At 42.9% G+C, this 15,377-nt stretch carries 12 protein-coding genes; 4 read left to right on the top strand and 8 right to left on the bottom strand.

Annotated features, from left to right (window positions below):
* Positions 1-203: 203 nt before the first annotated feature.
* Entirely contained in the window at positions 204-392 is a 189-nt protein-coding gene (locus AC5JL8_RS24415; protein ID WP_495882301.1) for a PIN domain-containing protein, read from the bottom strand.
* 245 nt (positions 393-637) lie between these two features.
* Here AC5JL8_RS24415 and AC5JL8_RS24410 point away from each other — a divergent pair, with 245 nt between their 5' ends.
* Positions 638-2,155: a GH3 family acyl-acid amido synthetase gene (locus AC5JL8_RS24410; RefSeq protein ID WP_495882300.1), complete on the top strand. Its 1,518-nt coding sequence runs from the start codon at positions 638-640 to the stop codon at positions 2,153-2,155.
* A gap of 41 nt (positions 2,156-2,196) precedes the next feature.
* Here the strand turns inward: AC5JL8_RS24410 and AC5JL8_RS24405 are convergent, their stop codons facing one another.
* The 6 genes from AC5JL8_RS24405 to AC5JL8_RS24380 form a co-directional block, all read right to left on the bottom strand.
* Positions 2,197-4,425 (bottom strand): EAL domain-containing protein, encoded by a 2,229-nt coding sequence (locus AC5JL8_RS24405; protein WP_495882264.1) that lies wholly within the window; start codon positions 4,423-4,425, stop codon positions 2,197-2,199.
* A gap of 169 nt (positions 4,426-4,594) precedes the next feature.
* Positions 4,595-5,020, bottom strand: a complete 426-nt coding sequence (locus tag AC5JL8_RS24400; protein WP_495882263.1) for a hypothetical protein — start codon at positions 5,018-5,020, stop codon at positions 4,595-4,597.
* A gap of 32 nt (positions 5,021-5,052) precedes the next feature.
* Positions 5,053-6,309, bottom strand: a complete 1,257-nt coding sequence (locus AC5JL8_RS24395; RefSeq protein ID WP_495882262.1) for a lactate racemase domain-containing protein — start codon at positions 6,307-6,309, stop codon at positions 5,053-5,055.
* A 2-nt stretch (positions 6,310-6,311) separates the two neighbouring features.
* The gene (locus AC5JL8_RS24390; RefSeq protein ID WP_495882261.1) at positions 6,312-7,166 is read right to left on the bottom strand and encodes an SDR family oxidoreductase; all 855 of its coding nucleotides are present in this window, start codon (positions 7,164-7,166) and stop codon (positions 6,312-6,314) included.
* A gap of 131 nt (positions 7,167-7,297) precedes the next feature.
* Entirely contained in the window at positions 7,298-8,719 is a 1,422-nt protein-coding gene (gene uxaC / locus AC5JL8_RS24385; protein WP_495882260.1) for a glucuronate isomerase, read from the bottom strand.
* Between the two features lie 228 nt (positions 8,720-8,947).
* Positions 8,948-9,973: a LacI family DNA-binding transcriptional regulator gene (locus tag AC5JL8_RS24380; RefSeq protein ID WP_495882259.1), complete on the bottom strand. Its 1,026-nt coding sequence runs from the start codon at positions 9,971-9,973 to the stop codon at positions 8,948-8,950.
* Positions 9,974-10,048: 75 nt separating this feature from the next.
* On the opposite strand from AC5JL8_RS24380, the gene AC5JL8_RS24375 reads away from it, so the two are divergent.
* The 3 genes from AC5JL8_RS24375 to AC5JL8_RS24365 all read left to right on the top strand — a co-directional run bounded on the left by AC5JL8_RS24375 (position 10,049) and on the right by AC5JL8_RS24365 (position 12,664).
* Entirely contained in the window at positions 10,049-10,534 is a 486-nt protein-coding gene (locus AC5JL8_RS24375) for a gluconokinase (RefSeq protein ID WP_495882258.1), read from the top strand.
* 123 nt (positions 10,535-10,657) lie between these two features.
* A complete protein-coding gene (locus AC5JL8_RS24370) occupies positions 10,658-11,002 on the top strand; it encodes a DUF1815 family protein (RefSeq protein WP_495882257.1) in 345 nt (114 codons plus the stop codon).
* Positions 11,003-11,836: 834 nt separating this feature from the next.
* On the top strand, positions 11,837-12,664 hold the full coding sequence (locus AC5JL8_RS24365) for a DUF4198 domain-containing protein (RefSeq protein WP_495882256.1): 828 nt from the start codon (positions 11,837-11,839) through the stop codon (positions 12,662-12,664).
* A 226-nt stretch (positions 12,665-12,890) separates the two neighbouring features.
* Here AC5JL8_RS24365 and AC5JL8_RS24360 read toward each other — a convergent pair whose 3' ends face one another.
* Positions 12,891-15,233 carry a PAS domain-containing sensor histidine kinase gene (locus AC5JL8_RS24360; RefSeq protein ID WP_495882255.1) on the bottom strand — a complete coding sequence of 781 codons (2,343 nt, stop codon included), beginning with the start codon at positions 15,231-15,233 and terminating at the stop codon, positions 12,891-12,893.
* Positions 15,234-15,377 lie beyond the last annotated feature (144 nt).

Below are 15,377 nucleotides of genomic sequence, written 5' to 3'. Positions count from 1 at the left end.
CGATTAAACTCCTCTAGTTCAGTTGTTATTTCCAAAACTAGGTTTCATTCACTACATCCAAAATCTGGTTATACAACAATACGGTTCAGTTAGCGCCAAAAACCTTTCAGGACTTGTGCAATAATTCTCTGAAACTCTTATTTCTTCGTGTCCTTTGCGCTCTTTGTGGTTCGTTTTTTCTTAATTTTGGGTAAGTCCTGTCCTTAACTGAACCGTATTGGGTTATACAATGCTGGAGATACTCTGAATTCTGATGTAGCAATTAAGGCATCCATTAAAGGCTTGACCGCAGCAATCAAATTCTTCCGCTTTGCCTCAACCAACATACCTAGCAACCCAGTAATTTTGATTCCTAAACGGTCAGCTTCTGCTCTCCCACGGCGCTCATCAATCAGATGACAACGCTCATAACAAGGCTACCTTACCGATCACACTTTCAGAGTAACCCAAAACCTCTGATACCAACAGATAACCTTACAGCAGTTTTCATATATTTAGACTACATTAGTAGGCGATACTCTTGTATGTAAATAGTGGCTGTACGATCGCCAAAAACTATTGCAAGAGTTTACAGAACTGGAACAGGTGAAGCTTGCTAATAATCTAGTATTTAATTTCAACTAATTTACTTTATATGATGCGTCCGATTATTCAGCTTTTTGGGCAACTTCTTGCACCAACTGCCCGCCGATTTCATCAAGCATTGGATAACCCTGAATCAACGCAGACATCTGTGCAAAAAGACATTTGCGATCGCCTGATTGCAAGTGAATATGGCAAAGCTTTAGGAATTCGTTCTATAGCAGATTGGCAGCGTGTCCCGATTGTTGATTACGATGGACTTACAACCTGGATTTTAGGACATCAAAAACGCCAGCAAATCCCCCTCACTCCCGAACCCATTTTGTTCTATGAAAAAACTTCTGGTAGTAGTGGCGCAGTAAAATGGATTCCTTATACTCAGTCTTTGCGGCGATCGTTTAATCAGATGTTTTGTGTATGGGCGCACGATTTGATTATAAATGGCCCTAAATTCTCCACAGGTAAACTTTATGCTTGTATTTCACCACAATTAAATGCAACCGATTCTCAATCTTTACAAGATGACTTAGATTATTTGGATGCTTGGCTGCGTTGGTTTTTGCGCCCTTGGTTAGTGATGCCAAATGGACTCAATCGCTTGCACGATCCACAGCTTTTTAAACATCAGCTTGCTTTGGCATTATTGGAGGCTGAGAAATTAGAAATTATTTCGATTTGGAGTCCGAGTTTTCTGCAAGTACACTTAAAGTATATTCAGGAAAATCGGCATTCATTGCAAGCAGAATTACAAGACCGAATGTCGCGTGTTCGCCTGCAACACCTGGGCGAAGATAATATTCCCTGGACGCAACTCTGGCCAAACTTGAAGCTGATTTCTTGCTGGGATAGTGCCAATGCAGCAGATCAGGCGAAACAACTACGATCGCAGTTTCCGGGAGTGTTAATTCAGGGCAAAGGACTGCTAGCAACCGAAGCCCCAATGACGATTCCGTTAATTGCGGCGCAGGGATATGTTCCGGTTCTCAATGAAGTTTTTTTCGAGTTTGAGGATGATGCGGGTTCTCTACATAAGTTACACGAACTCAACATCGGACAGACATATACTATTATATTGTCGCAGAAAGGAGGTTTGTATCGTTATCGAATAGGCGATCGCGTCCGGGTGACTCATTATTATCGCAATACTCCCTGTTTAGAGTTTTTAGGACGACATCAAGCCGTTAGCGATTTAGTTGGTGAAAAGTTGCATGAAACTTTTGTGCATAATGCTTTGAATAGCATGAACTTGCAAGGAACCTCTTTTAAAAGCTTGGTTCCGATTGCCAATCCACCTCACTATGTTTTGTTACTCGATTCAGCAAAAGAAGCGCCAGAAATTATTGCTCAACAACTAGATAACGCTTTATCAGAATCGCATCATTATTATCGTGCGCGATCGCTCGGTCAACTTGCACCACCACAGGTTTTAATTTCCAATCAAATCCCGGAAATGTTAGCCTTGCATCGCGTCCGCAATGGAAGTATTTGGGGAGGCATTAAGCATCCAATTTTGGCAACATCGCCCATTAGCACTGAACTTTTACAAGAATTAAAAACAATACGGTTTAGTTAAGGCAGGCAACATTTATAAACCCTGGAATTTGAATGTTTCTGTTAAAGGAGGTATCTAGCGTCAGCATCTGCACAGTCCACCTGCATAACACAATTCTTTCCTTGTGCTTTTGCCTGGTAGAGTCCTTGGTCAGCAGCAGCAATTAAGGTTGCGGGAGATGATTGGTTATCAGGAATAATGGCTGCCACACCAAGACTTAGCGTGATGAATTCACTAACTTCAGAATTTGGATGAGGCAGTTGTAATGCACTAACATTGGCCTGGATTTCTCTGGCAGCTGTAATAGCCCCTTCGACATCAGTATTCGGCAAAATGACTGCAAACTCTTCTCCACCATACCGAGCAACTAAATCAGCAGGGCGTTTAACTGCCTGAGAGATTGCCTTCGCAACGTGTCTGAGTGCATCATCTCCTGCCAGATGTCCATGGGTATCGTTATAAAGCTTAAAGCAATCGACATCACACAAGATTAAAGATAGTGGGGCTTGCTCTCGTGCCAACCGTTGCCACTCCGCCTTGAGTGTATCATCAAAACAGCGTCGATTTGCCACTTGTGTCAAACCATCCGAACAGGCAAGGCGTTGTAGTTCTTGGTTTGCTTTTTGTAATTGGTGGTAAAGTTCTGATTGCTGAATGGCGATCGCCGTTTGGCCTGCTAGCTGGTTAAACAAGTTAATCTCCGATTGCTGCCATTGTCTAGTGTTATGACATTGGTGAGCGATTAATAGTCCCCACAAACACTCTTGCTGCAAGATGGGTACGACAAGATTTGCCCGAATTTGCAAACTCCGAAGAAGGTCTAGATGACACGGCGCTAGTCCTTCAGTCTCGATGTCTGCGATCGCTCTAGTATTGCCTTGTTGGTAGTAAGCCGCATGGGTAGATTGAAAGCACGTGTCCATGACCTCAAATCCCAGAATGGACATACACCCTTCTGCTAAGGATTCTACAGCTACTAACCCACTCCAGTCTGGCTGAAACTGATAGATTACCACTCGGTCTACCTCAAACAGCTGTCGCACTTCGGCTGCTGTGGTTTGCAAAATCTCATCTAACTCTAACGATTGCCGGATGTGCTGCGTTACAGCAGCGACAATTTTCTCGGACTCGCTTTGGTGTTGGACGCGCTGCTCAATTTGCTGACAATATGCCGATGCTACGGTTAACTTGCTTGTATTAAAGTGAGGGGTTGTAGTGACAGGTACAGCGCTGGGTCGAGCAATTAAATAGCCTTGAGCAAAAGTTGCGCCTCGTTCTTGCAGCCAGTTCAGTTCCTCAATGTACTCGATTCCTTCAGCGACGGTCTGGATTTTTAACTTTTGAGCAATCTCTAGAAGTTTCTCGGTAATTGAAGCTTTGTACAGATCTTGATGCACATCTCTAATTAAACCCATGTCCAATTTAATAAAGTCTGGACGTAACTGATGCAGCAAGTTCAGACCAGAATAACCAGAACCAAGGTCGTCCAAGGCTACTAAAAAACCAGCATCCCGATAGTATTGAAGCACGGTCTTGAGATGGTCTAAATCTGGAGAATTATCTGATTCCACGACTTCAAAGACAACCCGCTCATGGGAGATGCCTGCTCGATCAATGGCCTCTACCGTACTGCGGAGGCAAGAAACGGGATCATAAAGCGCCGTTGGTGCAAAATTGATAAAGATTTGTCCGCTTACTTGATGGCGGCTAAATTGAGCGATCGTGCTAAGGCGAGCAAGTCGGTCGAGCTGTGGCAGAAGTCCGGCTTCGGTTGCTAACTCTAGAATTGGCCCCGGTGGAACTAGATTGCCTTGTTCATCCAGCCCCCGCAAAAGTGATTCATAACCGTAAATCTGGGATGTATCTTGAATTGAGACGATGGGTTGGAAGTGGCTGGTGAATCTTTCCGTTGCTAGCATTTCAACCAGCCAATCGGACTGACTGAACTTAATAAAGCGTTGTAATGAAGCAATATCACTAAAATCTTGGAGTTGAGGTTGGGTAGCGCCTCGAATGAAAAGAACTTGTGTCTCTTTTAACTCTCTCGGTGCAAGTAGTTGGGCTAGTTTATGGGCAATTTCTTGGGCTTGTCCGGCTCTACAGTCTAAACTCAGGCCTGGCCGCTCGTGCATTAGTTCATACTCAAGAGCAAACTGCTGTAGGTAGGAGGTGACTTTTTTCAGCGTATGTGGAACGGGGAACCAGAGAAAGAGTCTGCCTGCTTCCCCAGCCCGGCAGCGTGCAACATTGTGACAAGCACAAGTCTTGGAGATAGGAAGTTGCTGACTCATAGGTAACCACTTTGCTCAACCCGATTTACTTTAGTATTCCCACCTATCTTCCTGTAAGAAATGAGCTGCGCTTCAAGTATATAAATATTTGGTAAGTTCTATGAACTTGACACGGAGACAGGAGGACATGGAGAAAAATTTCCTGTCAATATACAACACTTAAAAAAGATTAATTCGGTTGTGGCTGTTTTTGAGAATAAAGGTTATCACAATAGATTGCCCAAGCAACTCCAAATAAACCACTCAGCGAACCTGCGATCGCAGCTATCACGCCCCATCCTAATGGCCCAGTCCAGTTGGTAATCTCTTTAAGAATTGCTGTACTTATTTTGCTGACGACATAAGCTGTCCCGGTTGCCGCAATTGTGACTAAACCCAACTCAGCCAGAATATCAACAAGTTGCTTGCTGGATAAATCCTCTTGAAAATAGATTTTCCAGATACTGGTGTACATTAAAACATCAGAGGCCGTTAACAGAACTTGTTTTGGAATTTCTCCACCAGGAGTTGGTGCTGCTGAGGCAGTGCCGCTACTAACAGTGTAAGTTGCGATCGCCAAAGCCGCTTCTAATCGTTTCTTGTCCTGATTACTCACAGTTTTTTTTGGAAACAGGTACTTTTCTATAACTATTTTAGACGGTACAATATCTCGCCGGCTTTCGGTACAAGCAAGATGTCTTCATCCTCTCGGTTAGCCCATTCTGTCGGTCGAATGGTAGTCGGGTCACGATAATTCAAGTTATGAGCAGCACACCGTTCAGGGGAAATACCAGTAGCAAGAGTGGCTCGAATCCGTGCTTGCTCCCCTTTGATGGAATCAAAAGTGCCCATACCTTTCAAGTGAGTACTATGCGCCAGTACTCCCGCAGGATAGCCTTGAAATTTATCCCACTGTTTAAGAAAGTAATCTCGCACATGATAACCAACTTGGGCTAATATCTCGCCGTGTGTATAGCTAAACTCGGTAATGTGAGGAGCATAGATAATTACCTCGCCACCATCGGCTACTACTGGCTCTAATTTGTACATTCCTTTAGCCGCCGTCCAAATGTCGTCATACATTTGGGGCATGACTGAAAGCACTTGTTTAAAAGGCTTATCTACGTATTTAATATGCACTTTGGCTGATAATTTTGCAGCTGCTTCCCAGGCTGATTCTGGTTTATCTATATAAAGCCCAGCTAACTGATTCGTTCCTGGTGCAACTACCATCGCCAGACATAGCTTCGGGGTAGAAATCATGCTGGCGGCTCGGTTAATCAAGCGTCGAACTGGTGTTATCCCCGGTGTACCAATGATTTCGTAACAGGTGATTAAGGCTCCCAACCAGTGTGATAAATTAATTACCTCCTGACCACTAACGCCGGGAAAAAAATATTTATTTCCACCAGAAAAACCTACAACTTCATGGGGAAAGACTGGGCCGCAAATAATTATCAAATCATATTCTGTTACGAGCTTATTAACACGCACATCAACTGACTGATGCAGCATCCCATTACTAATCTCTGCTATCTCCGCAGCCGAAATCACGCCACAAGAAATAAAGGTATCTGGTATATTCCAAAGGTGGTTAAAAATTTGAACTTTTTTAAAAGTTGTCTCTCGCTCCTCCGGCGTTACCCCCACTAAGCGATTAATTTGTTCCTCACTCATGGGATTATGTGTACCCAGAGCGATTAAAAAATCTAGTGCAGCAACTCTGTTACCCAACTCTTGATGAAGTAATCGAAACATTTGGGGGATTGGAGCAGTGCGGGTTCCATCTGGAATTAACACGAGGATGCGTTGGCCATTGAACTGAGAATCTGCCAAAGCTTGATGAACCAGTTCGGAAACTTGCTGATCCGAAAGTGTCCCGTTAGTTACGGCTAGTGAATACATTTTTACACTCCGCTGTAGATACTAAACCCACCGTCTACAGGTACAACTACCCCGTTGACGAAACTAGAACCAGGACTGCATAACCAAATTAAGGTGCTGAGTAATTCCTCCGGTTCACCGAAACGTCCGGCGGGGGTATGATCAATAATTTTTTGCCCGCGATCGCTTAAACTTCCATCTGGATTTAGAAGTAAATCTCGATTTTGCTCCCCAATAAAAAAACCTGGGGCGATCGCATTTACTCGCAGCCCAGATCCATACTTTTGGGCGAGTTCTACGGCTAGCCAACGAGTAAAGTTATCTATCGCCGCTTTCGCAGCTGAGTAGCCAATCACTCGACTAATCACACGAATAGCAGACATCGAAGAAATGTTGATAATGCAACCATGAGGCTGATTTCTTTCCACCATTGCTTGACCAAAAACCTGACTGGGTAGTAAACTCCCAACTAGATTTAGGCTAACCACTTGCTCAAAAGCTGCGTGTGGCATATCAAAAAAAGTTGCATCAGGAGTAATTGTGGCAGCAGGAATATTGCCACCAGCGGCGTTTATTAATATGTCTATCTGGCCCCAATGCTTTAAAACACTGTCTTTGGCTATTTCTAATTGAGAGCGATCGCCAACATCTGCCAATACCGCCATACTTTCTCCACCGTTGGCGGTAATATCAGCCACTACCGCGATCGCCCGTGCTTCATTACGACCGAGAACGGCTACTCTCGCTCCAGCAAGAGCCAAACCCCGTGCCATAGCCCCACCAAGCACACCAGAACCGCCTGTAACTACTGCTACTTGGTCTTTGAGGCTAAAAAGTTTATGCAAAATCAAATCTGGTTTATTTAATAAGTCTGGCATGTATGATTCCTCTGGGACTTATGCAAAAACTCTCTTAAACTCTTTCTTCGCGTTCTTTGCGTTCTTTGTGGTTCGTTTTTCTTTTTCTCGCGCAAAGGCACTAAGACGCAAAGAAGAACGCAAGAGCAAGATTAATCTAATTTGTAAGCAACTTTGGCGAGGTTGTAAGCTAAAGCCTGAGCCATTTCGTAGCCTTCTTCTTCCTCGACTAACCCACGTACTACCAATCCAGCTAACCAGTTGCAAGCTACACGCCGCCAAACACTGTGGCGGGCGGGAATGGAAACGAAAGCGCGTGTATCATCGTTAAAGCCAGCGGTGTTGTAAAGTCCAGCAGTTTCCATTACCTGATTGAAGTAGCGCTCCATACCATTCACACTGTCATGGAACCACCAAGGCGGCCCAAGCAACACAGCGGGATAATGACCAGCTAGTGGCGCTAGTTCTCGGCTGTAAGTGCTTTCATCCAATCCAAATAGAATTAAATGGAAGTGTTTATTATTACCATAGGCTGATAACAACGGACGCAGATTTTGAGTCCACTCTATTTGCAAGGGAATATCTGCACCTTTATCAGACCCAAACCGCTCAAAGACTGCGGGGTTATGGTTGCGTGTGATACCGCAATGCATTTGCATTACCAAGCCATCTTCCACACTCATTCGAGCCATCTCCATAAACATATGGCCAGTAAAACGCTCTGCATCACCTAGATTGAGCTTTCCAGCTAATGCTCTAGCAAAGATAGCTTCTGCTTCCTGATCGGAAAGGCGTATGGTATAAGGTGTAGCTGCACTGTGGTCGGTAGCTGTCGCACCCATTTTTTTAAAGAAAGTTCGACGTTCTTCTAAAACTTGTACAAAAGTGGCGTAAGTGCTAATTTCCCGCCCGACAGTGCTTTCCAACTTAGCAAGATTTTCGCGCCAGCCTGGAGTGTCTAGGTTAACTACTGCATCTGGACGAAAAGTAGGTCTAATCTGAGTCCAACCTTCCTGGTGTAAGGATTGGTGGTATTCAAGGGTATCACTAGCCGCATCAGTAGTACAAAGCACTTCAATGTGAAAACGTTTGAACAGCGCACGCGGTGAGAACTCAGGCAAGGTCAACTGTCTTTCCAGGTAATCATAAATATGTCCAGCATTGCCAGAAGTTAAAGGCTCATCCACTCCAAAGACGTTAGTTAATTCGTCTTTCAGCCACAACCCTGACGGAGTACCCCGGAATAGGTAAAAATGGTCAGCGAAAAGCTGCCAGATTTTGCGGTGGTCGGTTTCTACGGGCAAACCATCATTGGTTGGTATGCCCAAAGCTTCCAAAGGCACGCCCTGGCTATAGAGCATACGGAAAATATAGTGATCGGGGATGATAAATAATTCTGTTGGTGAACCAAAACGGGCTGCTGGATTAGCTAACAAAGCTGGGTCTACGTGGCCGTGTGGGCAGACTAACGGTAGAGAAGATATGCTATCAAAAAATTGACGAGCTAGTTGTCGTTGAATTGGTTCTGGATCAAAACAGCGATCGCGAGATAAACTCCATGTTTTAGTTAACATATTTTTGTCCGGTTAAAGTTAGATAATGGAAGGTAGGAGGCAGAAGGTAAGTAAAGATAATAAAGTAAGTTTTATGTTGTATGCCTGATGGTTTAAAGTATCTAAACTTATTTGTCGATTTCTTTTTGCTGTCTATAAATAAGTAGAAAAGCACAACTCAGATAACGATTTTATAAAAGATGAATGAGACTAAAACATTCTTCACTTCTGTCATCTGCCGTCTGCCTTCTACTTTAATGCTGCACTACTACCCCGTTTTACCAAAAAAGGTGTTAAAACACGGTTTTCTACACTTTTTCCCTCTAATAAATCAAGTAACATTCGCATAGCACAGCCACCAATTTCTAACATTGGCTGGCTGACTGTCGTTAATGGTGGCGTAACGTAACGGCCCAGAGCAATACCATCAAATCCGACTATACTTAAATCTTGCGGTACTGAAATATCTAGTTCTTGGCAGGTCAAGAGAGCGCCAATTGCTACCATATCGTTATAACAAAAGATGCCCGTTAACCCAGTAGTGGCTAGTTTAGATAGCATCTTTCGCCCGGTATCAACATCGCTGGTTCTTGTATAGTCTTCATCACTAATTGCAACCCAATCAGTCTTTTGTGGTAGACCAGCTTCACTCAGAGCCATTTGATATCCTTCTAAGCGCAGCTGGTTTGACTTGCTGCGATCGCCTACACCTATGTAACCAATAGAGGTGTGCCCCAAACTTATTAGATGCTCGACAGCCAATCGCGCACCTAAAAAGTCATCTATTGTTACTGAGTGAAACATTTCGGGTTGCTCTTCAGTTTGGCTATTAATCAAAACTGTTGGCACAGCAATTTGCCCTACTTGCGCTCTGTCGTGTTTACTAATTCGTGAGTCGGTTACTAAGATACCGTCTACTCTCCGACGGTGAAAATTATCAATAGCTGCGATTTCCTCCTCAAAATCTCGGTGTGAAGCAGTTAACAAAACACTCAAACCAGCCGATCTCGCTACCTGTTCGATTCCCTCTACTACCTCAGCGTAAAAAGGATCTGCGATTGAAGTTACTACTACCCCAATGGTGTTGGTACGTTGAGTTTGCAAACTTTGAGCAATAGCATTAGGGACATAGTTCATCTCCCGCGCTATTTTTTTTATTTCCTCTCGCACTTGGGGGCTAATTAGAGGGCTATCTCGCAAAGCACGTGATACCGTGGTATGAGAAACGCCTGCTTTTCGAGCAATATCTTCAATTGAGATTTTTCGTTTGCTCATTTATTATCTTAGTTCAGTTTATGCACACGTGTGCATTACAATATTAATTATTAGGAAAATTTAGTCACTTGTCAAATGATTATTTTGGTAATGGGTGTTTCTGGCTCTGGCAAAACCACTGTAGGAAAACTACTTGCAGACTCTTTAGGCTGGACATTTAGCGACGCCGACGCTTTTCACTCGCCAGAGAATGTTGAGAAAATGCGCTGTGGTATCCCCTTGAGTGAAACTGACAGGATACCTTGGTTGCAAGATTTGCAAACAGCGATTAAATACTGGCTACAAGAAAATAAAAATGTTGTGCTGGCGTGTTCAGCATTAAAAGATAGCTATCGCCAATTTCTTGTATTAGATAGCGATCGCATCAAGCTAGTTTACCTCAAGGGGCCTTATCAGTTGATTCAAAAGCGATTACAAGAGCGTCAGAATCACTACATGAGTGACAAACTCCTTGACAGCCAGTTGAATACGCTTGAAGAGCCGTTAGACACTATATATATAGATATTGCAGAGCCACCCCAGGTAATTGTCCAAAACATTAGAACGGCTTTGGGAATTTAGCTTCAACAATAAGATTAATCACAAATATACGAAAACCCTATATTTTGGCAAGTAAATGACAACAAATATCGATCTAAAGAAAATATAAAAGCGATCGCATAACTGCGATCATGGAGGAAACTAGTGTTTCTCAGATTAGCGCAACAACATCGGCAATTCGTCCAAGACTTGGTAATAAACCTGCAAGCCTTGGCAATTATACTTGAACAGTGTGGATATCCTGCTTCTTGTTATACATGCGGTGATCAAATGAAAAGTGGTTCATTTATGGTTAGCCTAAGTGAAAATCACTTGATTCGGTTTTTAGTATCTGACTACGGCATTACTTGGACGGAAATGAAGGATGACCGCGAATTAATGAAATTGGAGGGTGCAGAAGCGATAAATCAATTACAGGAGTTGGCTAATATCGTTAAGTATCGTACTACAGGTTATCCAATTCACAAAGTAAATAATCTTTATTCTTAGCTGATGCATAAGTGCATAAAAGATAGTATGAAAATACTATTCAACAAATCAATATTAAAAAAATCAGCTGAAATCAACTAGCAATCTAGCTATAGAAAGGTGGGCTTTTGGGGACGAACAAGCTCAATCTTGATGTAGAAGCGACGGCTTCAGCACAAGCTAAAACAACTGGATATTTGCATATAGGGAATCTGATAGGAACCAAGTTTACGTAGAGGAATTACAGCTTAGTTGGGCCGGAATCGGTAAAAGCGACTGAGAGCGGTTTGTCATGTGTGCAGTGGTATAGAAATCCGGTTTTGTGTCAGCAAATGAAGGAATTGATGAAGCGTAGCGATATGCTTGCACTACGCGATACTGCACTGTGGTTCAGCTAATTATCACATCTGGTGCGATCGCCTTTTTTATTCTGAATTTATTTGTCAAGTACGCGCTATACCAAATTAGATGAGCTGATGCTGATCCTTATGCAAATTGATTTCTATACTTTGGCGTATTGACACAAATTACTAGCTTTTAACTTGCTACGAATGAACGGAAACGGTAAAATTTTCCTTATTTCCTGGGGAAATGGCCTAATAAATGCCCAAGGGGGGCATTGTATTTTGTGGCAGAGAACGGCAAAGTTTTAGTTAGTAACTTGGTCTTGAAATTAACGAGCGCAGATACTTGGGATGAATTTGTAAGGATTAAAACTTACACTATTGCTGCTGACGAATTCCACCTTTATTAACAAGTCATCTCCTGCGTTGCAATGCTTGACCAAAATTAATTTTGGTGCAGAAAAAACTGCATTGAAAGTGACATGAAAACAACACATTAGTGAGAAGCAAAATGATTATAAGACGGTTAACAGAGTTGCTTTTGGCTCTTACCATTTTCCCCATAATTGTTCAGCCTGCTTTAGCTCACTCTATGTACTTTGGTAATCGGGGCAACGATATCCCATTATTGTTCGGTCATCCAGAGGAAGGTGAAGAGGCAGTAATTCCGTATGCTCCAACAACTGTCAAGGAACTCACAGCCTACGATATAACTGGAGCTTCTATCCCTATCGAAATCAAAAATCTCTCAGGTGGTATATCTGTTATTCCTAACAAAGACGTTGCAGCACTAACCGCTTTTGCAGACCGAGGCTACTACGTTGTCACCCCGGATAATAAGTATCTCAACTTCTCTAAAAAAGAGGCAACAACGGAATATACTCAAGCCTTTCGTTCTCTTAATTACCCCAAGAGTCTTTATAAGTGGTCTGATGCTATAGCCCAGCCATTAGGTCTTCAACTTGAAATTGTACCTTTACAGAACCCCTTTGAAGTTAAATCAGGAGAAGAGCTTGATGTTCAGGTTTTATTTGGGGGAGTGCCACTACAAGAGGTTTTAGTCGAATATTTGGGACAAACAATAGAAGATGGGGATCAAGATACGATATTTTCCATCCCATGGACACAGTCAGGATTGAAAACAATTGAAGCAAGCTACAGCATACCCTTAAAGAACAATCCTTATACTGATGAGCTTTCTTACTCCACCTCTTTGAGCGTACAAGAAGCTGTTCCTGAGCCGGAAAGTGGCATTGTTCTGGGCGCGATCGCTTTTTTAGCAGTTCTTTATAAAAGTAAGTTAAACACAACAAGACAAGAGGTTTTGATGAGAAAGTAATTAGCACAAATCTAAATCAGAGTTTGAGGTTTTGTGGTTCGATGCGACCAGAGCCTTAAACTCATGAAATAGAAGTTTGCGTTAGCCCAAGATATTTAGGCGTTGCAGAACAGTGGGATGAATTGGGGGTAGCTGGGGGAGAAGTTTTCTGGTGTTGCTAAATCATCCCGCAAATAAGCAACGCCGCCCAAGATATTTAGTATACATAGTTACCCAACAGCAATGTTTAAAGCGCCTGGCTTGACTGGTTTTGGTATATGCGTTTGGGGTCAGGAGTCATTAGCGGTAGCCGGACTGTAAAGGTTGCTCCCTGCTCAACACCTTGGCTTTGGGCTTGAATAGTGCCACCATGTAGTTCTACTAAGTTACGAACAATCGCCAGCCCCAGCCCCAATCCGCCAAATGTTCTAGTCGTTGTGCTGTTCTCCTGACGGAAGTATTCAAATATATGTGGTAAAAATTCTGGGCTAATACCAATGCCAGTGTCACTGACTATGATTTGAGCATAAGCAGGATGTTGTTCTTGCAAATTCTCAGTTTCTATAACCTTTGATAATCGAACTAGTACCTTTCCACCAACGGTCGTAAATTTAATAGCATTGAACAAAACATTCCAAACAATTTGCTGCAAGCGGGTTGCGTCTCCTAATACTAGCCCTACATCCGGGTCAATATCGGTAATTAGTTGAATTGATTTAACTTCAGCAGCTAAACGCACTGTTTCTATGACTGTCTGGACTGTTGATTTCAAATTCACAGAAGAAATATTTAAGCTAATTTTGCCTCGGAGAATGCTGGAAACATCCAGTAAATCTTCAATCAACTGCATCAGTGCCTTGGCATTGCGCTCAATGATTTTCACACCTTCAGCAGTGCTTTGTTGATTTAACTTTCCTCTTTGAAGTAGTTCAGCCCAACCGATAATTGGGTTAAGTGGGTTGCGAAGCTCGTGAGAGATGATGCCAAGAAACTCATCTTTGATGCGGTTGGCTTGTTCTGCTTGGACTCGTGCTGCTTGCTCACGAACTAGAATTGCTTCTCGTTCTTGTTCCCAGCGTTTGCGATCGCTAATATCTAATACAAAAGCAACGCCTTGATTATTAAATCCTGGCAGAAAAGTACAGCCAATTAAAATTGGAATTCGGCTACCATCTTGGCGAATAAATTCTTTCTCATAGGGAGCGCAGCTTCCAAGTGTTTGCAGGGCTGCCAATTGATTAATATCTAATTCTTGGTATTCAGGCGGTGTAATTTCACAGCAGTATAGCTGTCCCGATTGCATCTGCGCCCGGCTATAGCCTAGCATCTGGACAAATGTATCGTTGGCATCGGTGATTTGACCTTCAACATTCCAAAAAAAAATGCCAATTAGGTCAGACTCTACTACTCCTCGAAATCGCGCTTCATTTTGACGTAGCTTTTCCTCAGCTTGCTTGCGCTCAGTGATATCCTGGGCAAGACCCACCACTCGATAAGGATTACCAGATTGTTTTCCAATCGGAAATCCCCGGTCACGTATCCATCGTTGTTTGCCATCAGCATCGAAAATTCGATACTCCTCGTCATAACGGCCTGCTAGTGCCTGCTCTACAAATAGAGTTTTTACCCGCTGCTGATCTTCAGGATGAATTGCATCAAGCCACTCCTGAAAATTGACATATAAGCTAGAACAAGAACGTCCCCAAATGCGTTCGTAAGCAGGGCTAACGTATATGATTTGACTTTCACTTTTCCTGTGGTCTGATATCCAGAAGACCGCCTCGGTAATATTTTCTGCTAATTGACGAAATTTTTCTTCGCTTTCTCGTAGAGCCTCTTCTACCTGCTGGCGTTCGGTGATGTCTTCAGTAATCCCTAAGAGCGATTCAACAGCACCATCTACCCCCCGTTCAGGAATGAGACGTGAGAGGTAGCGCTTGCCAGCTATGCTGTACTCCACGCGTGTCATCTGTCCGGTGGCAAGCGCTTCATGACATTTGGCTTCAAATAAGTCACAGGCATCGGTGGGTAATTGCAATTCGCGTCCAGTTTTGCCTAAGAATTGTTGTGTTGAAATATTCGATTCGTCCTGTGCTTTTGGACTGATATAAATATGGCGTAGGTCGCGATCCAATCGGAAAATTATATCAGGTAAATTCTCCACTAAGGTTACAAATTCTCGTTCTGGATGTTGTAACTCTTCTAATTGCTTGTTTTCGCTGCTATCTAACACAATATCAACAAATGTCGTGACAACAGCGTAAGGTGAAGGTTCATTAGCTCTAAATAAAGGCTGGGAGTTAAGTCTGAGCCAAATTAATTCTCCACTTGGCTTATAAAATTCCATTACAACATTTAGACATGGTTTACCTGTTTGCAATGCCACCATTGCTGGGTGCATTTTACTAGGAAAGGGCGCTCGATCTGGATGAATAGTTTTTGCGGGGTTGTTGCTAGAAGTCCATTCTTGCATTTGTGAGACAGTATATCCAAGAATGGTTTCGGCGCTGGGAGTACACGCACAAATAGTACCGTCAGCGTTTGTGAGCATCATCCCCTCCAAGGCTTCTACTTTTGGCAAGTAACTCATTGTGTACATTTGGAGGTACTATTAAGATATGTTTACTTGTTCTACTTTGTAGATAATAATGACAAGTAGCAAGGATTATTAGTAACAATTTGATTCAAAATTAAAAGTACCAGTCTTGTCAAATAGTTAAATATACTTGTTAAA

This window comes from Mojavia sp., from assembly GCF_059505145.1.
Note: the sequence above shows the minus strand (reverse complement) of the source record. Positions and strands in the feature narration are given on the sequence as shown.